Raw genomic sequence first — 23,554 nt, 5'->3', positions numbered from 1 at the left:
TCACCGGAGCCCTCGTCCAGGCAGCCGCACCGAGAACACCGATCCCTTCCCGACCACGCTCGACACCTGCGCGCTGCCGCCGTGCGCCTCGGCCAGCTTGCGGACGATGGACAGCCCCAGCCCGCTGCCCCCGCTCTGCCGGCTCCGGGACTTCTCCGCCCGCCAGAAGCGGTCGAAGACCTTCGGCAGGTCCTCGGCGCCGATGCCGGACCCGGTGTCCTCGACACGGAACACGACGTCGTCGCCCTCCCGGTCCGCGGACAAGGTGACCGTGCCGCCGGCCGGTGTGTGCCGTACGGCGTTGGAGACGAGGTTCCCGACCGCCTGCCGCAGCCGCATCGGATCGGCGGACAGCATCAGCCCCTCCTCGGCCGCCACCCGCAGCTCCACCCCCGCCGACCCGGCGCCGCCCTGATGGGCACGGGCGACCTGGCCGAGCACGGCGGCCGCGTCGACGTCCTCCGGATGCAGGCGCAGCGCGCCGGCGTCGGCCGCCGAGAGGTCGCGCAGGTCGTCGATGATGTGCTGGAGCAGCATCGCCTCCTCCAGCAGCGAGGAGACGAGGCTCTCGTCGGCGGGTACGACACCGTCCTCGACGGCCTCCAGCCAGCCCCTCACATTGCTGACCGGCGCCCGCAGCTCGTGCGCGACGTCGCTCACCAACGCCCGCCGCAACTGCTCCAGTTCCTGCCGTCTGCTCGCCATCAGGTTGAACGCCGCGCCGAGCCTGCCGAACTCGTCGTCCCCGGCCACCTCGACCCGCGCGTCCTGGTCGCCGTCCGCCATCCGCTGCGCCGCGCCGGTCAGCGCCCGCAGGGGACGGACCATCCGGGTGCCCGCGACGAACGTGACCGTCACGGTGGTCAGCAGCACCGCGACGGTCACTGCGGCGATCCGCGTGCGGTTGGCGCCGGACAGGTCGAAGAACGTGGCGATCTTGCGGTCGGGCGCGGTGGCGAAGAGCAGCGCGGGAGGGGCCACGTACGGGTCGAGCTGCTCGCGCCGGGCGGTGGCGAGACAGGCCGTCACCGCCCGGGTGTCGGGGGCCCCGCGCACGTCGGCGGGGAGCCAGGTCAGGTCGGCGGCCAGCCGGACCGGCGCGGCATGGCGGTCGGCGAGGCAGTCGTTGACGAGTCCGCCCAGCTGGGTGAGGGCACGGCTCTCCGTACGGGTACGCCGCTGGAGGCCGTCGGCCCCGCACCGGTCCCCGGTGTCGACGACATGGCCGTCGACCTCGACCTGGGCCCGTCCGTTGGCCGCCCGCGTCACCTCGATGTCCTGCGGGGGACCGGCACCGCGCAGGCACTCCGCGATCCGGGACGCCCGCGCTTCCAGGTCTTTCCTCTCCCGCCCGTCCAACCGGAAAGGGCCTACCGCGCGCGGGTCGATACGGTCGGCCGAGGTGCCGTCCGTGCGGCGGGCGAGCGCGGTGTCCACGGCCAGCGCGTCGACCGTCGCCGACGCCCTCGACGGGAGTGGGCCTGCCGCCCCTTCGCTGTCGGAGTCCGCCAGCGGACGGCGGCTTTCGTCGGTCAGCGTGATCCGCCTGCCCGTCTGCCGGGACAGGGTGTGCACCGTCGGCCCGGCGCCGGTCCAGTCCGGATGCGTGGCCGCGTACCCGACGAGCGTGTCGTAGATCCGCGCGTCGTCGGCGAGGACCTGCCCCCGTTCCCGTCCGATGGCCACGGCGGTGAGGCTGACGACCAGCCAGGCCGTCGCGACGATCGAGCACAGCGAGACCAGCGCGGACACCCACAGCAGCCGCGAGCGCAGGCTTCTGCGCAGCGGGAGGTCACGGGGCATGAGGACCGTCCGCGTCCGCAGGGGGGCGCACCTCGGCGATCTTGTAGCCGACCCCGTAGACCGTGAGCAGCAACGTGGGCCGCGCGGGATCCCCCTCGATCTTGCGGCGCAGGTTCATGACGTGCCCGTCGACCGTACGTGTCGTCACATACCGGTCGATGCCGTGCAGACGCTCCAGGATCTGCTTCCTCGTGAACACCCGCCCGGGCGCCGACGCCAGCACCTCCAGCACCCGGAACTCGCCGGGAGTGCACTCGGCCGTCCGTCCGTCGACGCGTACCTCGAAGCGGCCAGGATCGACCACGAGCGGTCCCACGACGAACACCGGCTCGTCCTGCTGCCCGCCGCCGGGGGCGCCCCCGCGGCCGGTCCTCCTGAGCAGGGTGCGGACGCGGGCGACCAGCTCCCGTGGGCTGAAGGGCTTGGTCATGTAGTCGTCGGCGCCGAGGTCGAGCGCCAGCAGCAGGTCGTCCTCCTCTGCGCGCGCGGTGAGCATCAGCACCGGCACGTCGGACTCCCTGCGCAGCACCCGGCACACGTCGAGTCCGTCCACGCGGGGCATCATCCAGTCCAGCACCACGAGATCGGGCATCCGCTGCCGGATCTCGTCCAGGGCCGCCCGCCCGTCGTGGACGACCCCGACCGCATGGCCCTCCCGTTCCAGATAGCGCCGGATGAGATCGGCCTGCTTGGGATCGTCGTCGGCGAGCACCACGTACGCACACATGCGGTCATCGTAGGAACCGCGGCGGCCCCCACCTGGTCGTTGCCGTGGAAACCGGCCGGAGGGCACCGGACGGCGACAGGAACCCAACACGTTCCTGACATTCGGCCGACGAGAAGCCCTCGGTCACATGTTTCAGTGCGGCAAAACGGGGTGTTTGCCGCTGAAGATCCGGCCGGAGGCGAAGTGGTGCATTCCGTGACGAACGGGCGCTACGGCGTGGAGTGTGCCAAGAGGTGGTCGACGGCGTCGACGACGTCGTCAGCCGTGTGGTGCGGAACCGTGAGCCCCTCGGGCCACACCCGCCCGCGCACCCAGATCGTGCGCAGTCCCGCCGCCGCACCGCCGGCGATGTCGGACTCGGGATTGTCGCCGGTCATCCAGTCACCGGGCGTCAACTGTGTGCCGCACCGGGCGGCGGCGAGCTCGAAGAGCCGCGCGTCGGGCTTGCGCACGTCGATGTCGCCGGACGCGGCGATCCCGTCGATCAGCTCGGCGAGACCGGTCGCCCGGACCTTGGCGCGCTGGATGTCACTGGCCCCGTTGGTCGCGACCCCGATGCTCCAGCCGGCGTCCTTCAGCCGCGCCAGACTGTCGAGCACGACGGGCCGGCAGTGCACGGCGGACGCCATGCGGTCGACGTACACCCGCCACAGGTGCTCGGCCGACTCCTCGACGCGGAACGTGGCACGCAGCCGCTCGAAGTCGGCGCGGTCCGCGGTGTCGGCCAGTTCGGTACGCAGCCAGCCCTCGATGTCCGGCCCGTAGGCATGGTCGTGGACCAACTCGGCTATGGCGTCCGCGAACGCGGCACGGCGGTCGACCAGGGTGCCGTCCAGGTCGAACAGAGCAAGGCGCATGCCGCCGACCCTAACCCGGGCGGATCTTCACGGGACCCGGCCGTCGGACGACCGCCCGGCCGGGCCCGTCAGCACGAGGTCAGAATGACGTCAGCACATCGTCAGCACGTGCGTGTCAGGCCCCGGGGTCACAGGGCCACTGCTGGATGGACCGGATGCGGTTGTCCCACGAGCCGAGGCCGCTGTACCAGCCCCAGGCCTGGATCTTGAAGGCGCTGCCCACCCCCCAGTCGTACTCGGAGCCGCAGAACGTCGCGCCGGTCCTGTTGATGATGGACGAGACGTTGTAGCCCAGGAACCCGTAGTGCTCGCTGATGCTGCCCAGCTTCCAGAGCTCGTTCCAGGGAACGCCGATCCCGCTGCCCTGGTAGTTGCCCTGGTCCCAGATGCACAGGGCGTACTGGCTGCCGCACTTGTCGGCCCCGGAGCCGATCCAGGCGTCCGCCGACGCCGAACCGGCGGTGCCGAGCGTGATGGCCGCGGCGGACGCTCCCGCCACCGCCAGGGTGGCGAGTCGTGTCTTGAGGTTCCCCATGCCCAACCGTCCTTCCTGTCCCCGCTCCCGCTGCTCGGAAGTGGATCAACGTCGCACAGGGGAGACGGTGGGGCGGCGGAGGAAAGTTCACCCGGCCGCCCGGCGGGGGAGACGGACCGCCCCTGTCGTTCGCCGTTCCCTCCCGTGGGATGGCAGCATGCACGAGAGCGCTCTCGGCGTCGGAGGGGAGCGTGCGCGCCACAGCAGGGGGACCGATGAACGGGCACGGCAGGTTCGCCTCCCCCGCCGGGGACGAGGACGGACGGTCCACCTCCACGCCCGCGCCCGCCTCCCCGCGCACCTCCACGCCTCCCCCCTCTCCGCACCCGGCGCACCTCGGCGACCTGGGCTTCGTCGGCCGTACCGCGGAACTGGGTGCGCTGCGGGAGGCCCTCGTCGCGGCGACGACACCGGCGGCGACCGCGACGGACCAGGGAGCGGCCCTGGTGCTGTCCGGGCAGCCCGGGACAGGCAAGTCGGCGCTGCTGGAAGCCGCGGTCCGGGCGGCGCGGACCGGGGGCATGCGGGTCCTACGGTGCGCCGGCATCCGCGGGAGCAACCCGCCTGACCTGTCAGGCCTGCTCCAGACCGTGTGGCCGGTGCTGCCGGACGCGCTGGACCAGGCGGACGGGCTGGACCCGGCGGACGCGGCACGTCCGGCAGGCGCCGCAGACCTGGCGGACCCGGCAGATCCGGCCACTCCGCACCACCCACCGGCCATCGACCCCCCACCCCGCGCGTCGAGTCTCGACGCGCTGGTCAGCGTGCTCGTCGACGGCGCCCCCGCGCCCGGCACGGGACACTCCTGGCTCGCCTTCGCCGTCCTGGACGTGCTCACGGCCGTCAGCCGGGCCGGACAGCCCCTCCTGGTCGCCGTCGACGACTGGGACGCCCTGGACGCACCCAGCAGGCAGGTGCTGGCGTTCGTCGCCCGGCGCGCCAAGGGGCATCCGCTGGCCCTGCTGATGACCTCCCGCCCGCCCCACGCCCTGCCGGACCCGCTGACCGGAGTTCCCACGCTGTCCCTCGGCCCGCTGTCCCCGGCCGAGTCCGCCCGGCTGCTGGCCTCGCGGCGGCCCGGCCTGGACGCGCAGGCCGTCCGCGAACTCCTGGCGACCGCGGCCGGCAACCCCCTGGCGCTGCTGGAACTCCCCGCGCCCGCCGAGGACTCCCTGCCCAGCCTGCCCGCCTCCTCCGACCGGCTGGCCGCCGCCATGGCGCCGGGCGCCGCGCGCCTGCCCGCCGGCACCCGGGACCTGCTTCTGGTCGCGGCGCTGCACCCCGAGGGAGACCTCCCGCTGCTGCTGTCGGCCGCTTCCCGGATCGGCGGTACGGCGCTGGATCCCGCCGCGCTGGAACCCGCGGAACGCGCGGGCCTGGTGTTCTTCGACGGCATGCGGCCGCACTTCGCCCACCCCGCGACGGCGGGCGCGGTCGTCCACGGCACCGGCCCCGACCGCTGCCGGGCCGCTCACGCGGCCCTGGCGGCCGTCCTGCCACCCGGCTCGGTCAGGACGCTGTGGCACCTGGCGCAGGCGGCGGAAGGACCCGACCCGGAGCTGGCGGCCCGCCTGGAAGCGGTGCGCGGCGACGCCCTCGAACAGTGCCCGCCGACGATGGCCGTACGCCTGCTGCGCCGCGCCGCCGACCTCCACCCGCACCCCGCCGACCGGGGCCGCTGCGCGCTACGGGCCGCCCAACTGGCCCAGCTCCTCGGCCTGGACCGCATGACCCGCACGCTGGCGCACCACGCCCTGCGCCACCCGCTGGGCCCCCTGGGCACGCTGTGCGCCCAGGCCCTGGCACACCCCGGCACCACCGGCGCGCAGCCGCCGACGCACGCCACCGGCCCTGGCACGGGTGCCGTCCCCGACCCCACCGACCCGTCCTCCTGGCCCACCCCCGTCGGGCCCGCCGAGCAGCAGAACGCGCTGGAGCTGGCCCGGATCACGGCGCCCGTGGCCGCCGGGGACGAGCAGCGGTCCAAGGCGCTGCTGGCCTTCCTCGACGGGATGCCCGACCGCGCCGACGACCCCCGGCTGCTGTACGCCATGGCCACGGTCCGCCCCCTGGGCCGGGCCGCCACCGTCCTCGCGGGCGTCTGCGCCGACCGGGACCTGGGCGATGTGTCGGTGCGCGACATCGAACGCCTCGGGGAGGCCGCGCTGCTGGCCGGGGACCCGTTGCGGGCCCTGGACCTGTGGCGGCGGGCCGAGCGCCGCCGCCGCTTCCACGCGCTGCCCGCCCAGTTGCCCTGGGTGCTGCTCAGACAGGGACTGGCGCACCTGGGGATGGGCAACTGGGCGCAGGGCGAGCACGCCTTCCGGCGCTGCGCGCAGTCGGCGGAGGGCACGTACGGCCAGGACCACCACGTGGCCGCCGCCCGCCTCCTGACGGATCTGGTGCGGGGCCTGCGCACCGGCACGCCGGTCGGACCGGCCGCCGACCGTGACCTGGCGGCGGCCCGGCGCTCGGTGCCGTCGATCGACGCGGTCCTGGCCGTCGGCGCGGCCTGGACGCTGGCGGAGTGCGGCGAGTCCGCTGCGGCCTTTCCCGCCCTGTCCTCGCTTCTCACCGATCCGCGTACCCGCGCGGCGGCCCTGTTCGCCGTGGTGGCCTTCGCCGAGGCGGCCAAGGCCGAGCAGGCATCCCGGGAGGCGCTCGCGACGCTCGACCGCCTGGAGCGGGAGCTGGGCGCGCGGTGCCCCCGCGTGATCGGCGTCCGGTTCACGGTGGCGCGAGCCGTTCTTGCGGACGACGACGCGCGGACGATGTTCGAGCGGGCCTTCGCCGAGGACCTGTCCCCCTGGCCCTACCTGGAGGCGCCGCTGCGGCTGGCCGAGGGGAGGTGGCTGCGGCTGCGGCGGCAGTTCGCCGACTCGCAGGCCACCCTGCGCCAGGCGGCAGCCGGCTTCACGATGCTGGGCGCCGAGGCACGCGCCCCGCGGATCGCCGCGGAACTACGGGCCTCCGGGGAACGGGCGGAAGGCGCCGCCCCGGGCGGGTTTCGGCCCGCCGCGGCGCGCGATCTGCTCACCGCCCGCGAACTGCGGATCGCCGAGCTGGCCGCCCGCGGCTTGTCCAACCGGGAGATCGGCGAACAGCTCGGCCTCGCCTCCCGGACCATCGGCGCGTACCTCTACCGCATCTTCCCCCGCCTGGGCGTGACGTCCCGCGCACAGCTCGCCGAGGCCCTGAGGAACCCGGACACACCCTGAACCGCGCCGTGTCGGTCGGTCGGTCGGTCGGTCCCGAGCCTGGCGGCGAGCTGTGCGCACCGCGCAGGGAATCCGGGTCCTCCCGCACCGGTCGGCGCCGAACCTCGCGGTCTGCCGCGTGGGCCTCGCACACCTGCCGACTCCTCCCGCGTCAGTCGGCCCCGAACCTCGCGGCGAGCTGCGCCCGGGAGGAGACGCCGAGCTTCGGGAAGATCTGGTACAGGTGCGAGGCGACCGTACGCGGCGACAGACGCAACTGTTCGCCGATCGCCCGGTTGGACAGGCCGCGGGCGGCCAGGCGGGCGATGGTGAGCTGCTGCGGTGACAGCACGCGGGCGATGTTGTCCGCGGCGTCCTCCGCGGGCTGCCCGTCCGCGGCCCAGCCCGTCGCCCGCAGCTCCGCGGCGGCCTGTTCGGCGCGTGACGGGGCGCCCAGCTCCCGGAAGACCGCCTCGGCCGCGGCCAGCGGCGTGCGGGACTCGGTGACGCGCCGCCGACGCCGGAGCCGGGCCCCGTGGCCGAACTGGGTCATGCCGTGCAGCAGCGGCCACCGCTCGATCCCGGGCCGCAGCGCGTGCCGGAAGCGCTCCTCCGCCTCGTCGTCCGGGGAGAGCACCGCGTCGGCATAGGCCACGATCCGTTCCAGCAAGGGGGAGCAGCCCGCCCGCGTCAGTGCCGGGAACGGGGCGAGCACGGTCCTGGCGTCGGCCTGCTCCCCGGCGGGCAGCGCCGCCTCCGCGAGGAAGGCGAGCCCCCAGAACTGCTCGAAGGCGTACGGCGTCGCCGGATCGGCGAACAGCGAGCGCAGCCGGACGTAGGCCTCCGCGTAGCGGCCGGTGCCGGACGCGGTGAGCGCGCGGGCCAGGACGGCCAGGCTGAGCTGCCGGTTCTGGCCGAGGCGCAGAGAGGACTCCTCGACCTCGGTGGCGCACTCCGACGCCCGGTCGAACTCCCCGCGCAACGCCGCGACGATGGCCAGCATCCCCGTGGCCCGCGCCGCCCAGTCCGGCTGCGCGGTCCGCTCCGCGATCATCCGGCTCTCCTCGGCCAGCGCCAGGGCCGTGTCCCACTGGGTGCCGAGCCAGATCTCGCACATCGTCCTCGGCACGAGGATCAGCGGCAGCTGCCCGTACCGGCCGGCGGCGCGCAGGGCGCGCTCCACCTCCACGTGCAGCGGCGCGGCCTGTTCGAAGTCGATGGTGAGGGTGGTCACCTGGCTGAACAGGTTCCGCCCCTCGACCTGGGACGGCAGGGGAACGGGCTGCGGGACCGGCGGCCGGGGCACTTTCAGCGGGTCGATCAGCGACAGCACAACCAGGTACCACCCGTCCCGCGGCCCCGATCGCAGCTCTTCCGCCGTCCTCAGGACCAGGTCGCGTTCCCTCGCGCCGACCTGCTGCCACCGGCATCTGCGGGCCGCCGCGAGCAGGAGCTTCGGGGGGAGTACGGGATCCAGCGCGGCGACCGCGCGCGCCGCCTCGCACAGGGCGACGATCCGTTCCCGGCCGGCCGCGCTGCTGCCCGGCAGCAGATCGTGCACCCGCAGCAGCAGGGCCCGCCCGAACGCCCCCAGGTCGATCGGGTCGATCCGGCTCACCAGCCGCAGCGCCTGGTCCGTCAGACCGTGGTCGCCGGCGAGTTCGGCGGCCCGCAGCAGCCGCACCCCGCGGCGTTCCGGATGCGCGGAGAGACGCGCCGCGGCCTCCAGCGCGGCGAGCGCCACCAGCACCCCGGTGACCGTACGCGCACCGGCCGCCAGCCGCTCCAGCCGCCCCGCGAGTTCCTCGTCGGGACCCACCGCGCACTGGGCCGCGTGCCAGGCGGCGCGGACGGAACCGCCGAGGCTCCGCCCGAGCGCGGCATGCCCGCTCATACGCCGCGCCGCCGACGCCAGCCGCAGCACGGCGATCCGCATCAGCGGCTCACGGAACCGCACCCGCGAACCGCCGCCTGCGCGCCCTTTCCCCGCGTCTTCCCCCCTCCGGCTCGCGTCTCCCGCGTTCCCGTTGCCCGCGTTCCCGCCCCCGGCGCTTTCGTCGGCCTCATCCGTGTCGTCCGACTCCACGACCTCCACGACCAGTCCGCGCGCCACGAGTTCCGCGAGAGCGGCGCGGGCCGTGCCGTCGTCACCGCCCAGCAGACAGGCGCCCGCGGCCAGGACGTCCCGCGTGCGCGGCGACGTGCTCAGCGCCGCGGTGAGCAGCACGTCGCGGGCGGCTGCCGACAGCCTCTCCCAGTCGTACGCGTACGCCTCCGCCAGGCGCGGCGTCGCGGTCGGCATGCCGAAGCCGGCCGCGTCACCGAGCGGGCTGCCGCCCAGGGAGAGCTCGGTGAGGGCGAGCGGATTGCCTTGTGCCACGGCGAGGACGAGCTGTTCCTCGCCGTACCCGGTGACACGTCCGGCGCGGGCGACGAGTGCGCGGGCGTCCGGGCCGGGCAGCGGCCCGAGCGTCGCGGCCGTCCCGCGCGGAAGCGACCTGGCGCCGCCGCCGACGGCACGCTCAGCCACGATCATGCCTACCGGCGCCACCGTCCGGGAACCGTCGGCCATGATCGTGGCCAGGGCGCACAAGGTGTCGCGGCTGGATGCGTCGATCCGGTCGAGGTCGTCCACGCACAGCAGCACCGGCTCCGGCAACGCGGCCAGCAGCAGGAGCGCCGCCGCGGCCAGCTCTGTCGGCGTCGGCAAGGCGTCGCCGCCGGGGAACGCGGCGCGCAGGACAGCTCGTTCCCGGTCCGGCAGGTCGTCGGCCCACGCCAGGGCGGGACGCAGAAGGCCATGCAACGCGGCATGGGCCAGCCCCTCTTCGCCGGGCGCCCAGCCCGTCGACAGCACGCGTACGCCTTGCCGCGCGGCCTCCGTGGCGGCGAAGCGCAGGAGCGCGGACTTTCCCGCACCGGTCCCGCCGCTCAGGTGGAGCACCCGGATGCCGTCGCCCGGCAGGTCCGCCAGCAGCGCGCTCACCAGCTCCCGCTCCCGCACTCGACCGACCAACCTGGTGCCGTCCGGGCCGGTGTCCGGGCCGCGGTCACCCGATTCGCGGTCACCCGATTCGCGGTCACCCGGGTCGGCCTCCCCGGTCAGGCCGGCCGCCGCTGTCCCGGCGTGCGCGCTGATCACGTGCCCTCCTGCTCTCCCCGCCCCTCCGCAGGCGCGCCCCCGTGCCTGGTCACCCCTATCGTTCCAGGCCCGGAAGGCTCCGGCACCTCACTCAAGTGCCTCTTCTGCCGCGAGCCCGCTGTCCGCGCCGCCGACCGCAGCCGCCGCGTACAGGTCACGGATGCTGAAAGCTGCCCCGGACTCCAGACGGCTGAAGACCCAGTCGATGGGATGGCACTCCCGTGCGTCGGGCAGCACGACGATGAAGGGGGCGGTCGTGGGGTGGGCGGCCGTAGTGGGCCGCCATGCGCCGCCGATGTGACGCGTCACGATCTCGCCGAGGTAGCAGCCGAAGCCGACGAGTGATTCGGCCATCTCCTCGCTGCTCACCCCCTCGGCCCGGAAGCCGTCGACGATGTCTTCCACGACGTCGATGCTCTCCGGACTGTAGTCCAGCGCCGCGTCACTGATGTCGGCAGCCGCCGCCACGATGGCGGCGGCGAGCTGGGGCGCACTACCGGGTTCGAGCGGGGGGTTCAGGTGCACCTGCATGTTGGTCCTCGGACTGTGGCCGTCAATGACGACAAAACTAGCCGCAGAACACCTGTTTAGACATGTGCCTGCCCGGTTCGCGCCGGAATGCCACCGTCCGGAGGTGCCGAGTCGGCCCCTCCGGTTGCTACGTGTGCGCCGGGCCGGGCCGGGCTGGTCCGGCCCGGCCTCGTCTTGTCCTGGCCGGAACGGGTGCGTATATGCCTCCGCAGTCGCCCCTGTGGCACACATGTGCCGCCCGTGCGCGCGCCATCGAAAAGCAGCCAAAGTTCTGAAGTGGCCGGATGTTGCCGTGGCGTAAAAGCGCCCGTCGGCGGCCCGGCCGGGCCGTACGCCCCGGGGCGCACGAGTGGCCGGATTTCGGACAGCGATCACCGGAGTGCTGACAACACGCGTGTTACCTGCAACGATCCCGTCGCTTCCGCTGCGTCGGCCTCGTACCGCCGTCGCACCCGCCTCTCCGTCCCACAGGCGCCCCACCGTCGCGGCACCTGTGTCACCTGCACCTCCGAGCCAGGAGACCCATGTCCCGCTTCCAGAACGCCGCACGTGTGTCACGCGCGGACCGGTCGGCGTCGCGCCTCAGACCCGTGGGCCCCCTCGCGGTGGCCCTGGCCGTGACCCTGGGCGCCCTTGTCCTGACCGCCCCGCCCGCGACCGCTGTCCCAGCCGCCGAGAGCACCGCCCGCGACGCCGCGCACGTCCCGGCGCCCCCGCTCGTCACCGCACACGCCAGAACCGGCGCCAAGGCCGTGCCTCTGGGCTCCGCCGAGCGCAAGTCGCTGCTCGACCGTGCCGCCGACGTCCGCGCCGGCGTCCGGAAGACAGTGCACGCCGGGAGCCACGAGAACCTCGTGGCCAAGGACGTCATGAAGGACGCCGACGGCACGGTCCACACCCGCTACGCGCGCACCTACCAGGGACTGCCCGTCGAGGGCGGCGACCTGGTCGTGCACGACGGCCCGCACGGCCGCCGGATCGACGACTCCCTGCGCGACCCGCTGTCCGTGCCCGCCGTCAAGGACGGTGTGACGGCGGCCCACGCAAGGAGCGGGGCGCTGGCCGAGGCCAGGAAGGAGCACCTCGCCCACGCCGCCGCCGACGGTTCCGCGCGCCGCGTCGTCTGGGCGGGCTCCGGCACTCCGCGGCTGGCCTTCGACAACGTTATCGACGGCTCGCGGGCCGATGGCACGCCCAGTCGCCTGCACGTCGTCCTCGACGCCGCCACCGGCAGCCGGCTCGCCGCCTACGACGAGGTGACCGCGGGCATCGGCAACAGCCAGTACAGCGGCACCGTCCAGCTCGACACCCAACGGGTGGGCGACACTTACCAATTGGTCGACACCCAGCGCGGCGGCAACAGCGTCCGCGACGTCACCAACGGCGGTCTCGGCGTCCTGTACACCGACGCCGACGACGTCTGGGGCGACGGCACCGCCGACGACCGGGCGACCGCCGCCGTCGACGCCGCCCACGGCTCCCGTACGACCTGGAACTTCTACCACGACGTCTTCGGCCGCAACGGCATAGCCGACGACGGCGTCGGAGCCGTCTCCAACGTCCATGTCGCGGGCCTGGCCAACGCCTACTGGCTGGACAGCTGCTTCTGCATGACCTATGGCGACGGCCTGGACAACCGGCACCCGCTCACCGAACTCGACATCGCCGCCCACGAGATGACCCACGGCGTCACCTCCGCCACCGCGGGCCTGCTGGAGACCGGCGAGTCCGGCGCCCTCAACGAGGCCACCAGCGACATCATGGGCACCGCCGTCGAGTTCTACGCGAACAACCCCCAGGACGTCCCCGACTACACCATCGGCGAGCTCGCCGACGTCCGCGGCACCGGCAAGCCCCTGCGCTACCTGGACCAGCCCTCCAAGGACGCCTCGGAGAAAGGCACTTCACAGGACTACTGGACCCCCGGCACACACCTGCTCGACCCGCACTTCGGGGCCGGGGTCGCCAACCACTTCTTCTACCTGATCTCCGAGGGCAGCGGCCACAAGACCATCAACGGCGTCCACTACGACAGCCCCACCTACGACGGTCTCCCGGTCTCCGGCATCGGCCTGCGCAACGCCACCAACGTCTGGTACCGCGCCCTGACCCACTACATGACCAGCACCACCGACTACGCCGGCGCCCGCACCGCCACTTTGAAGGCCGCCACCGACCTGTTCGGAACCACCAGCGACGCCTACGAGTCCGTCGCGAACGCCTGGGCCGCGGTCAACGTCGGCCCCCGCTACGTCAAGCACATCGCCATCACGTCCCTGAACACCCGGGACGCGGCCGTCGGCCAGCCTGTCGCCCGGACCGTCTCCGCCGTCTCCACCCGGCCCGGCGCCGTCACCTACGCCGCCACCGGCCTGCCCACGGGCCTGTCCCTCGACACCGTCTCCGGTCTGATCTCCGGCACCCCCACCACGGCGGGCACCTTCCGGACCACCGTCATCTTCACCGACTCGGCCGCCGAGAAGCGCCGTTACACCTTCGACTGGACCGTGGTGGCCTCCGGCGGCGACTTCTTCGTCGACCCCGACCGCCACGACTACGCCCCCTGGCAGAGCGTCGAGACACCCCTGACGGTCACCGGCCGCACCGGCAACGCGCCCGCCGGCCTCAAGGTCTCCGTGGACATCGTCCACACCTTCATCGGCGCCCAGGTCGTCGAACTCGTCGCCCCGGACGGCACGGTGCTGCTGGTCAAGGACTTCCAGTGGGACACCGGCACCGAGCTCCACGACTCCTTCACCGTGGACGCCTCGGCGCTGCCCGCCAACGGCATCTGGAAGCTCCGCGTCACCGACTACACCCCGGCCGCGCCCGGCATCGCACCGAGCGAGGGCGGCTACCTCGACCGCTGGAGCCTCACCTTCTGAGCGGCAGGCCGGGGTAGAGCGCGGCGGCGTTCTGCCCCGGCCGGCACTCACCGGATGTGCTTGGCCGGCCTGGTGGCCGCGTTGAGCAGATACTCCAGCGGGCCGCGCCGGAAGAAACGGGACCAGATCGCGGCGAACACCGTCGCCCCTAGGACGAACATGAGCAGCGGCACCCACGACTGCTGGGTGCTGGTCCCGGCGGGCACGGACAGCGCGGACTGCGCGAGGAAGTGGCCGACGTAGGCGGTCAGGGACATGGTTCCCACGGCGATGACCGGCTTCGCCAGGCGGCGCAGCCGCGGCAGCCGCTCCATCGCCACCGTCGCGCCCACGATCACGAGGATCGCGACGCCGACGCTGCCGATGATGTCGAAGGTGGTGCCGCTGTGCGGCCCGGCCGTCAGCAGCGACGACGCCGGCATCTCGGGGAACGACCCGTCGAGGGGCGCCGACCCGCTGCCGAGAGGCATCGAACCCGAGCCCCCGGAGGAAGACGAAGACGGCCCGTCCTCCGCCATGCTCCGCAACGCGCCCTTCCCGGCCAGCAGCAAGGAAAGACCGTACGCGGCGGCGGTGAGACCGGCACCGAGCGCGGCCAGGCGCCGCTGGACAGTCCCGGAGGACAGGTCGAGGCGGCCCAGCGCCATGCCCGAGATCACGAACGGCAGCCAGGTGAGCGCCGGGTAGAAGCCGGTGAGCAGCAGATCGAGCACTCCCACCTCGCTGAGCCGGTGGAGCGGGTCGTAGGCGTTGATGCTCTGCCGGACCGAGTCGGTCACCCACGAGTTCAGGACGTACGCCAGCTGCGGCGCGACCAGCGCGAGCGCCGCCGCGACGACCGCGAGCGTCCTGGCGCGCAGGCGCACCAGCGGCAGGGCCAGCAGGAAGTAGACCCCGTAGAAGCCGAGGATGATCACCCCGCCGTACTCCATCGCCATCACGGTGCCCAGCGCCAGCAGCACCACGGCACGGATCGCGATCCGCGCCCGCGCCTGCCGGCCGGCCAGGCCGGTCTTGGGCTCCCGGCGCCCGGCGATCAGCATCAGCGAGAATCCGGCGAGGGTGGCGAACAGGACCGACGAGTGGCCGTCCGCGATGTACCGCACCCAGCTGGCGACGCCGTGCGTGGCCGACAGCGGGGGGCCGATGTGCACGACGTACATACCGAACACCGCCAGCGCGCGGGCCAGGTCCACCCCGACAAGGCGCCCCATCGAGGGGCCGGGGGAGTCGCGGGGCGGCGGCGAGTTCTCCTGGGGAGCCGGCTTCTCCTGCGGCGGCTGTGTCTGTGTCATACGAAGAACCTCGCGCGAGCGTCACCCGGCGGAGTATCCGGCAGTCCTCGGTACCGCCCCCGCCGATCGGCGGGTACCGCCCTGCCGACCGGCGGAGCCGCATCCCCGGCCGGTTCCCGTCAGACCTGAGACCGATCGGCTTCCGCCACCCGGCGGGGGTGGCCCCGACGGTTGCCGGATGGGGCGCGGGCGGACGGGCTCCCAGGCTGGAGGCATGACACACCGTGCGCGACACACCAAGCGCGAGGACTTCAGGGGCGAGTTCCTGGAACTCCTCGGTCTGACGCTGACGGGAGGCGTCTTCGTCCTGTTCGTCGTCCGTCCCGAGGTCGGCCAGGCGTTGGTGCACATCTTCGCCACGACCACAGCAGGACTCGTCCACTGACCCGACACCTGTACCCAGCGAACCGCAGAACAAAGGAACATCGTGAACACCGCATCCGCCCCGACGACGGATGAAACGCCTCTGCCCGCCCGAGAAACAATCAAGGCCCTGTACGCCTACGTCCGGCCGCACCGCTGGCCCGTCGCCCTCGGCCTGCTGTGCGCCCTGGTCGGGGCCGCCGGAGGCCTGCTGCAACCACTGGCGACGAAGGCCCTGGTCGACCGGCTCGCCTCCGGTTCGACCATCGCCGGGATCCTGATCGCGCTCACCGTGCTGGTGGTACTGGGCACGGCGGTCGAGGCGTTCGGCACATATGTGCTGGAGCGGACGGCGGAGTCGGTGGTGCTGGCCGCGCGACGCACCCTGGTGGGGCGGTTGCTGCGGCTGCGGCTCGCGGAGTGGGAGCGGGTCCCGCCGGGTGATCTGATGTCCCGGGTCACCTCGGACACGACACTGCTGCGGGCCGTCAGCACCCAGGCGGTGGTCTCCGCCGCGACCGGCGCGGTGGCCTTCGTCGCGGCGGTCGTGATGATGGCGTACCTGGACGTCGTCCTGCTGGGCGTGACGCTCGGCGTGGTCGTGCTGGTCGGCGGGGCCGTCGCTCTGGTGATGCCGAGGATCGCCCGCGCCACCGAGCGGGCGCAGGAGGCGGTCGGGGAGATCTCCGTCGCGCTGGAGCGGGCTCTCGGGGCGTTTCGCACGGTGAAGGCGTCCGGTGCCGAGGAGCGGGAGACCGCCCGGGTGGAGGCCGCGGCGCGGCGGGCGTGGCGGCACGGTGTGAGGAGCGCGAAGTGGGAGGCCGCGGCGGGCTCGGCCGACGAACTCGCCGTACAACTGGCCTTCCTCGCCGTCCTCGCGGTCGGCGGGGCACGCGTGGCGTCCGGGGACATCCCCGTCTCCACCCTCATCGCCTTCCTGCTGTACCTCTTCTACCTGATCGAGCCGGTGGGCAAGCTGGTCGACGCCGTGACCTCCTACCAGGAGGGCGCGGCCGCGATCTCCCGGATCGCGGCCGTTCAACGCCTGGCGACGGAACCGTCCGCCCGCCCCGGGCAGGCGACAGCCGCACCGGGACCGGCGTCGGTCCGCTTCGAGGACGTCTCCTTCCGCTACCGCCCCGGCCTGCCGCACACCCACCACCAGGTGAGCTTCGCAGTACCGCCCACCGGGATGACCGCCTTCGTCGGACCTTCCGGTGCGGGCAAGTCGACGGTGTTCGCCCTCATCGAGCGGTTCTACGAGGCCACCGGCGGCCGGGTCCTGGTCGACGGCAAGGACGTACGGGACTGGCCGCTGCCCGAACTGCGATCCGCCATCGGCTACGTCGAGCAGGACGCCCCGGTGCTGGCCGGCACGCTGCGGGAGAACCTGCTCTTCGCGGCGCCCGGAGCGACGGACGACGACATCCGCGGCGTGCTGTCCCGCACCAGACTCGACACCCTCGTAGAGCGCCTGCCCCACGGCCTGGACACCCCGGTCGGCCACCGCGGCTCCAAGCTGTCGGGCGGCGAGCGCCAGCGCATCGCCATCGCCCGCGCCCTGCTGCGAAGCCCCCGGCTGCTGCTCCTGGACGAGGCGACCTCTCAGCTCGACGCGGTCAACGAGCTGGCGCTGCGGGACGTCGTCGCGGAGGTAGCCGGCGAGACCACCGTGCTGGTGGTGGCCCACCGCCTGTCGACGGTGACCGGCGCCGACCGCATCGTCGTCATGGACGCGGGCCGGGTCCGCGCAGTGGGCACCCATGAGGAACTGCTGGACGCTGACCGGCTGTACGCGCAGTTGGCGGCCACCCAACTGCTGGCCCCCACCCGCTGAGGCGCCGGTCAGTCCGCGCCGAGGGGAATGCGCAGCCGCACCCGGTAGCCGCCCTCCGCGGTCGGGCCCGCCTCCAGGGTGCCGTGCAGGATCTCGGCCCGTTCCCGCAGCCCGACCAGCCCCTGCTGCGAACCGGGCAGGGGCAGGGAGGGCCGCGTGGGCGGGGTGTTGGTGACGGTCACTCCGACGCCGTCGCCGTCCTGCCACAGCTCGACACACGCGGTGGCGCCGGGGGCGTGCTTGCGGACATTGGTCAGCGCCTCCTGGACCGTACGGTAGAGGGCCCGTTGCGCGGGTGTGCCCACGGCGGCCGGGAGCTCACCCGTCAGTTCCGCATGTGTGCCGCTGGACTCCACCAGTTTGCGCAGGTCGGCCAGGGTGGGCTGCGGCGTCAGCTCGGTGGTGTGGCCGCCGGAGGCGCGCAGCAGCGTGACCATCGTGCGCAGCTCGTCGAGGGTGGTGACGCTCAGCGAACGGATCGTGCGAGCGGCCTCCTTGGCGTCCGCGTCCTTGGCGGCGACCTGAAGGGCCCCGGCCCGTACGGCGATCAGGCTCACCTGGTGGGAGACCACGTCATGCATCTCACGGGCCAGTTGAGCGCGCTCACGGGCGAGCACGGCCTGCGCATGCAACACCCGCTCGTGCTCCCTGGCCTCCTCGATCTCGATGAGCCGCCGCGCCAAGTCCCGCCGCACCTGCAGAAGTTGGGCGATGAGGACCGGCGCGGCGGCCGTCGCCAGGCTGTACACGAAGGTGACCAGCGTCATGGTCCGGCCGACCTCGGTGAGGCTGGCCAGGGGCCACGGGGTGCTGTTCGCGACGGCGGTCAGGGCGACGCACACGGCGAGGAGGGGCCGCTTGCGGGACCGCTCGGCCAGCGTGAACAGCGCCACGAGCGGAGCGACGGCGACCGGCTGTGTCAGGGCGATGGGCAGGGTGAGCACGAAGACACCGAGCGGGAACCGGCGCCGGAAGGCCAACGCGGCGCAGCCGAGCACGGCCAGCGTGATGCCGAGGGGGGTGTCGTCCCACAGGTTCGCCCGCACGTCCACGGCCGCCGCCACCACCACGAGGGCATCGACGACCGGCGCGGGCACACGTGCCCACAGCGCACGGACGCGCTTCACCGCCCCGCCTCCGGCTGCGGGCGCGCGTCCAGCAGCCCGGCCCGCTGCGCCAGCAGCGCGGCCTGCACCCGGCTCGCCACCCGCAGCTTCGTGAGGATCGCGCTGACGTGGTCCTTGACCGTGCCGGCGCTCAGGTGGATGCGCGCCCCGATGTCGGCGTTCGACAACCCTTCCGCCACCAGGACGAGTACGTCACGCTCCCGTGCGGTGAGCAGCCGGACCCGGCCGGCCTCCTCGTCGACGGCGGCCTCGGCGCCGGGATGGCTGTGCAACAGCGCCCGCGACGCCTTGGGCGAGAGCACCACACCGCCCGCGGCCAGGGTGCGCACCAGATGGGCGAGCTGCTCCGGCTCCGTGTCCTTGAGCAGAAACCCGGCCGCACCGCACTGGAGCGCGGTCAGGATGTACTCGTCGGCGTCGAACGTCGTCAGCATCGCCACCACCGGCGCATCCGGCCTCGCCCGCAGCTCACGCAGCACGGTGAGCCCGTCGACGTCCGGCATCCGGATGTCCAGCAACACCACGTCCGGCCGTACCCGCCGCACGGTCTCCACGGCGTCACCGCCGCCCGCGGTCGCGACGACCTCGATGTCCTCGGACGCGCCCAGAATGAGCTGGAAGCCCGAGCGGACCAACGCCTCGTCGTCCACCACCACTACCCGGATCACGCGCGCTCCGCCTCATCTTCGTTCCTGCCGTTCACCCATGCCGCCTTGACCTTAAAGCCAGGCAGGTCGCGCGCCGGCCCGACGAGCGGCCGCTCCAGCCACCCGGCGGGGTGGCACCCACCAGTCGGGAGGGCATCGCGGCCCGCCGCCGGATCGGCCATGACCGGCCCGGCAGCGGCACCGCGGCTCTACCTGAGACCGAACGCCCGGACCACCGTCTGGGTCACCGCGTTCCCGTCGGCGTCCCGAGCGGACGCCCGCAGCGTCACGAACCGCGCCTGCGCGGGGGCGTCGAGATGGAACCGCACCCCGTCACCGCCCCCACGCGCCGGGTCCGTACGACGCCAGGTCGCGCCGTCGTCGTACGACACGTCGAGCGTGACGGGACGGAACCGGCTCCCGGCGACGCCCGCGAGGTGTGACGGCGTGACCGGCACCTCGGTCCGCCGCCCCGCCTTCCCGGACAGGTCCGTGGCCACCGCGTAGTCCACCTGCACCAGCGGCAGCGTCTGGAGGGCCGTGTCGCCCGCGTGCCCCGAGCGGAAGGCCCACTCGGTGTGCGTACGGGTCGAGTACGGGCGGTCGGGCAGATCACGCGCGGTGTCCTGCACCAGACGGTAGGCCAGCGTGTCCGGCGCGACCTCGGCGGCGATGTAGTCGTCGCCCTCGTCGCCACCACTCGGTTCACCGCGCAGGGCGCGGCCCCCTCGGGCTCCTGGACGGCCACGGGGCACACGACCGTCAACTCCCTCATCGGCGCCGAGGGGGTGGCCACCCGTGCGGACGGCACCCTCGTCCTGCGGGGGCCGGGCAGCATCCCGGTGTCGGTACGGGCCCATGGCTTCCAGCATGTCGGGGACCTCGACATCGCAGCCGGGTACGTCTTCGACTCCTACCAGGGCCCGCGGGCGAAGTCCGCCAAGATGTTCCTGGTGACGAGCCCCGACGGCAAGCGGCGGGAGTACCGTCACGACCTCGACGCCGGCGAGCTGTTCAACCACTCCTTCGCCGCGGTCTCGCCCGACCACCAATGGCTGGTCCCGGCGAGTTCGGGACCCGCGAGCGGCTCCAGGTGTTCCCCACGCCCCTGCTGAACACGTCCACCCCGCGCGACGGCGGTCCCCTCCCGCAGAACGGGCAGATCACCCTCGACCGCCCGGTCAAGGACGTCCAGGGCTGCGACTTCTTCTCCGACCGGCGCCTGGTGTGCGACGCCGACCAGGGCAGGGTGTTCCAGGTCGACCTCGACCGCGCGCTGGACGGCCGGCAGGTCGGGGGCAAGGTGACCGATGTGCTGAAGTTGCCGAAGATCAGCAAGTGCTCGGGTGCCTACGAGGCCGAAGGCGTCGACTACGACCCGAGGACCAGGACGCTGCGCGCGTCCATGCTGTCCCCCGGCCTGTGCAAGGGCGCCACGGTGGTCTTCTCCTACCACTGGGAGCATGACTAGGAGTGCTGTCCGGGCACGTTGCGCGACCGCAGTACTTCGCCCCGCCGATCCGACGACCGGCGGGGCGAAGCGGACGACCCTGCGGGGCGTCGGCCGTTACTTGTTGATGCCGATCGTCACCGCTAGGTCGTTCGCGCTGCCGAGGTACGACAGCCATTGGAACTTGTCACGCCGTAGAACTCCCCCTGGTAGTTGGCGTCCTTGAAGACGCAGAACTCATAAGTCGCCGAAGGACACCAGTTGTTGGCCGTCGCCGCGGAGGCGGAACCGGCGGTGCCGGTCACCACCCCGGCCGCGGCCACCATGCCCATCGCCAGGGCCCCCGAGACGCTTCCTGAAGATCATTCTGCTGCCCTTCTACAACCTTTGCCGGCGGGCCCGAGGCCCCCTCAGAAACGACAACGGCGCAGCCGCCGGAACGTTCAGAACCCGCACCTGCCATCAGTGCGCGCACACCTCGCAGCGGCGCAGCAGACCGAGCCACACCAGCGAGGTGGCGGCGCCGGCCCCCGCCGCCAGCGCGTGCCCCGCCGTATAGGCGACGCCCGGCGCGGACCAGGCCGGTACCGCCCCGGAGACGGCCCCCGCGAGCAGGATCCCGCCGGTGCCCAGCCCGGTGAGCGCTACGAACATCAGCGGGCCGGTCACCAGGAGCGCCCCGGCCCGATGGCGCCGCCCCGACGCGGCGCGCACCCCGCCGAAGCGGGCCAGCACCGAGGCGCAGCCGCAGGTGACGGCGAGGACCAGCAGGTCGGCGCCGATGACATCGCTGGGCCGGTGCCACCCGGCGGCCACGGTGTAGGCGCCGACGAAGGACGCCCATACGGCGCACACCCCCACGGCGGCGGCCCGCAGCCGGTACGGCACGACCAGGGCCAGCCCGAAGACCACGCTCATCGCGATCGCCGTGTGCCCGCTGGGGAAGCTGTTGTCCAGCAGCCGGGGCGACGCCCCCACCAGGTCCGGGCGTCCGAGCACCAGGCGCTTGAGCACCTCGCTCAGGACGAGTGAGCAGCCCACCACCCCCACCGCGGCCGCCGTTGCCGCGTGACACCGTCGCACCGCTCCGATCAGCACCACCACGGCCACGGCGCCGGCCAGGGACATCAGCGTGATGTGGTCCAGCACCCGGTCGGCACGGTGCAGCGCGGCCAGCGACTCGTCCTGGGCGCGCCCGGCCCACACGGCGTTCTCCCAGCGCTGGCCCGCGGCCGTACGGACGAACGCCGCGTACACCAGCAGGCCCGCCACGGCGGAGGCGGTCCCGGCTGCGGCGAGCCGGACCGCGATCCGCTCCGCGAAGCGCCGGTTTCGCCGATCCGCCCGGACTTCCTCGTCTCGCTCACTCCCGGCAGCATGCAACGACACACGTACGAATGTAGGTGTGCCCCCTGCCGGGACATATCGCACGGACATGTGATGTCGGGTATGGAGTGCCGAAACTACCTTGACCTACTGAAATCCAGTCGACTTCGCGGGCCAGCCCCCTCAAGGAGAGACCCATGCGAGCACACACGTATGCCATCTGGCCCGCCCTCACGACCGCCGTGGCCCTCACCCTCACCGGTTGCAGCGGTGTCGGTGGCTCCGACGGCGGGAACGGTAGCGGCTCCGACGTGCTCAGCGCGGTCTGGGGCGACCCGCAGAACCCCCTGGAGCCGGCCAACACCAACGAGGTGGAGGGCGGCAAGGTCCTCGGCATGATCTTCCGCGGGCTCAAGGAGTACGACCCGAAGACCGGCAAGGCCGAGAATGCGGTCGCCGAGAGCATCACCACCAAGGACTCCCGCACCTTCACCGTCACGCTGAAGAAGGGCTGGAAGTTCAGCAATGGCGAACCCATCACCGCGCACTCCTTCGTGGACGCCTGGAACTACGGGGCGAGCCTGAAGAACAACCAGAAGAACGCCTACTTCTTCGGCTACATCGAGGGCTACGACAAGGTCCACCCCGACAGCGGCAAGCAGACCGCCGACACCCTGTCCGGCCTGAAGGTGATCAACGACCAGACCTTCACCATCCGGCTCACCCAGAAGTTCTCCACGTTCCCCGACACCCTCGGCTACGTCGCGTTCGCGCCGCTGCCCAAGGCCTTCTTCAGCGACCACGCCGCCTGGCTGAAGAAGCCGGTGGGGGACGGGCCTTACACGATCGAGTCCTACACCGAGGGCTCGCAGATGCAGCTGCGCAAGTGGAACGGCTACCCGGGTGCCGACAAGGCCCAGAACGCCGGCGTGGACCTGAAGGTCTACACCGACAACAACACCGCCTACACCGACCTGCTGGCCGGCAACCTTGACCTCGTAGACGACGTCCCGGCGCAGCAGCTCACCAACGTCCACAAGGACTTGGGCGATCGCTACCTGAACACCCCGGCCGGCATCATCCAGACCATCGCCTTCCCGTTCTACGACAAGGCCTGGAACACCCCCGGCGCCGCCAAGGTCCGCAAGGGCCTGTCCATGGCGATCAACCGGGCGCAGATCACCAAGACGATCTTCCAGAACACCCGCACCCCCGCCACCGACTGGACCTCCCCGGTCCTCGGCGCGAGCGGCGGCTACAAGGCCGGCCTGTGCGGCGACGCCTGTGAGTACAACCCCACCGAGGCCAAGAAGCTCATCCAGGAGGGCGGCGGCATACCAGGCGGCCAGCTCAAGATCACGTACAACGCCGACACCGGCTCCCACAAGCAGTGGGTGGACGCGGTCTGCAACTCCATCAACAACGTCGTCGGCAACGACAAGGCCTGCGTGGGCTCCCCCGTCGGCACCTTCGCCGACTTCCGCAACCTCATCGGCCAGCACAAGCTGACCGGACCGTTCCGGGCCGGCTGGCAGATGGACTACCCGCTCATCCAGGACTTCCTCCAGCCGCTGTACTACACCGACGCCTCCTCCAACGACGGCAAGTGGTCGAACAAGAAGTTCGACCGGCTCGTCGACCAGGCCAACGCGCAGACCGACCCGAAGAAGGCCGTGGAGCTCTTCCAGCAGGCCGAGGAAGTTCTCCGGGACGACATGGGCGCCATCCCGCTGTGGTACCAGAACGGCAGCGCCGGCTGGTCCAGCAGGCTGTCGCAAGTCGCCCTCGACCCGTTCAGCGTCCCGGTCTACAACGAGATCAAGGTCGGCTGA

18 protein-coding genes are annotated in these 23,554 nt (G+C 72.7%); 7 read left to right on the top strand and 11 right to left on the bottom strand.

The genetic code is table 11. The features are described 5' to 3' along the window. From DI272_RS17830 to DI272_RS17815, 4 genes are all read right to left on the bottom strand, one after another. Positions 1-1,803, bottom strand: coding sequence for a cell wall metabolism sensor histidine kinase WalK (locus DI272_RS17830; RefSeq protein WP_109496320.1), 1,803 nt, complete (start codon positions 1,801-1,803; stop codon positions 1-3). Then, entirely contained in the window at positions 1,793-2,530 is a 738-nt protein-coding gene (locus DI272_RS17825) for a response regulator transcription factor (RefSeq protein ID WP_109496319.1), read from the bottom strand. Before DI272_RS17825 ends, DI272_RS17830 begins: the two co-directional genes overlap by 11 nt. Positions 2,531-2,739: 209 nt before the next feature. Then, positions 2,740-3,387 (bottom strand): HAD family hydrolase, encoded by a 648-nt coding sequence (locus DI272_RS17820; RefSeq protein ID WP_109496318.1) that lies wholly within the window; start codon positions 3,385-3,387, stop codon positions 2,740-2,742. Between the two features lie 115 nt (positions 3,388-3,502). Continuing rightward, positions 3,503-3,922 (bottom strand): hypothetical protein, encoded by a 420-nt coding sequence (locus DI272_RS17815; RefSeq protein WP_109496317.1) that lies wholly within the window; start codon positions 3,920-3,922, stop codon positions 3,503-3,505. Between the two features lie 191 nt (positions 3,923-4,113). Here DI272_RS17815 and DI272_RS17810 point away from each other — a divergent pair, with 191 nt between their 5' ends. Then, entirely contained in the window at positions 4,114-7,140 is a 3,027-nt protein-coding gene (locus DI272_RS17810) for a helix-turn-helix transcriptional regulator (protein WP_181387228.1), read from the top strand. A gap of 151 nt (positions 7,141-7,291) precedes the next feature. Here DI272_RS17810 and DI272_RS17805 read toward each other — a convergent pair whose 3' ends face one another. Both DI272_RS17805 and DI272_RS17800 read right to left on the bottom strand, forming a co-directional pair. Then, positions 7,292-10,261 carry a LuxR family transcriptional regulator gene (locus tag DI272_RS17805; protein ID WP_258314597.1) on the bottom strand — a complete coding sequence of 990 codons (2,970 nt, stop codon included), beginning with the start codon at positions 10,259-10,261 and terminating at the stop codon, positions 7,292-7,294. 87 nt (positions 10,262-10,348) lie between these two features. Next, positions 10,349-10,792 carry a hypothetical protein gene (locus DI272_RS17800; protein ID WP_109496315.1) on the bottom strand — a complete coding sequence of 148 codons (444 nt, stop codon included), beginning with the start codon at positions 10,790-10,792 and terminating at the stop codon, positions 10,349-10,351. A 524-nt stretch (positions 10,793-11,316) separates the two neighbouring features. Here DI272_RS17800 and DI272_RS17795 point away from each other — a divergent pair. Next, positions 11,317-13,677, top strand: a complete 2,361-nt coding sequence (locus DI272_RS17795; protein WP_181387227.1) for a M4 family metallopeptidase — start codon at positions 11,317-11,319, stop codon at positions 13,675-13,677. A 47-nt stretch (positions 13,678-13,724) separates the two neighbouring features. On the opposite strand, the gene DI272_RS17790 is transcribed toward DI272_RS17795, so the two are convergent. Next, positions 13,725-14,972, bottom strand: coding sequence for a DUF418 domain-containing protein (locus tag DI272_RS17790; protein WP_181387226.1), 1,248 nt, complete (start codon positions 14,970-14,972; stop codon positions 13,725-13,727). Positions 14,973-15,186: 214 nt separating this feature from the next. On the opposite strand from DI272_RS17790, the gene DI272_RS44530 reads away from it, so the two are divergent. Beyond that, on the top strand, positions 15,187-15,357 hold the full coding sequence (locus DI272_RS44530; RefSeq protein ID WP_181387225.1) for a hypothetical protein: 171 nt from the start codon (positions 15,187-15,189) through the stop codon (positions 15,355-15,357). A 42-nt stretch (positions 15,358-15,399) separates the two neighbouring features. Beyond that, entirely contained in the window at positions 15,400-17,172 is a 1,773-nt protein-coding gene (locus DI272_RS17785; RefSeq protein ID WP_109496314.1) for an ABC transporter ATP-binding protein, read from the top strand. An 8-nt stretch (positions 17,173-17,180) separates the two neighbouring features. Here the strand turns inward: DI272_RS17785 and DI272_RS17780 are convergent, their stop codons facing one another. The 3 genes from DI272_RS17780 to DI272_RS17770 all read right to left on the bottom strand — a co-directional run bounded on the left by DI272_RS17780 (position 17,181) and on the right by DI272_RS17770 (position 19,701). Further along, a complete protein-coding gene (locus DI272_RS17780; protein ID WP_109496313.1) occupies positions 17,181-18,299 on the bottom strand; it encodes a sensor histidine kinase in 1,119 nt (372 codons plus the stop codon). Then, on the bottom strand, positions 18,296-18,967 hold the full coding sequence (locus DI272_RS17775) for a response regulator transcription factor (protein WP_109496312.1): 672 nt from the start codon (positions 18,965-18,967) through the stop codon (positions 18,296-18,298). Before DI272_RS17775 ends, DI272_RS17780 begins: the two co-directional genes overlap by 4 nt. A gap of 188 nt (positions 18,968-19,155) precedes the next feature. Further along, complete coding sequence (locus DI272_RS17770) at positions 19,156-19,701, bottom strand: hypothetical protein (protein WP_258314596.1); 546 nt, start codon at positions 19,699-19,701, stop codon at positions 19,156-19,158. Positions 19,702-19,734: 33 nt separating this feature from the next. Between DI272_RS17770 and DI272_RS45355 the strand changes: the two genes are divergently transcribed. Then, a complete protein-coding gene (locus DI272_RS45355; protein WP_258314595.1) occupies positions 19,735-20,061 on the top strand; it encodes a hypothetical protein in 327 nt (108 codons plus the stop codon). Next, positions 20,040-20,417, top strand: coding sequence for a hypothetical protein (locus DI272_RS45350; RefSeq protein WP_258314594.1), 378 nt, complete (start codon positions 20,040-20,042; stop codon positions 20,415-20,417). Before DI272_RS45355 ends, DI272_RS45350 begins: the two co-directional genes overlap by 22 nt. A 441-nt stretch (positions 20,418-20,858) precedes the next feature. Here DI272_RS45350 and DI272_RS17755 read toward each other — a convergent pair whose 3' ends face one another. After that, positions 20,859-21,785, bottom strand: coding sequence for a phosphatase PAP2 family protein (locus DI272_RS17755; protein WP_258314593.1), 927 nt, complete (start codon positions 21,783-21,785; stop codon positions 20,859-20,861). A 134-nt stretch (positions 21,786-21,919) separates the two neighbouring features. On the opposite strand from DI272_RS17755, the gene DI272_RS17750 reads away from it, so the two are divergent. Then, positions 21,920-23,554: an ABC transporter substrate-binding protein gene (locus DI272_RS17750; protein ID WP_109496308.1), complete on the top strand. Its 1,635-nt coding sequence runs from the start codon at positions 21,920-21,922 to the stop codon at positions 23,552-23,554.

Origin of the sequence: Streptomyces sp. Act143 (assembly GCF_003143935.1) — a bacterium.
Taxonomy (GTDB): Bacteria; Actinomycetota; Actinomycetes; order Streptomycetales; family Streptomycetaceae; genus Streptomyces.
This window is presented reverse-complemented; position numbering and strand designations above follow the sequence as displayed.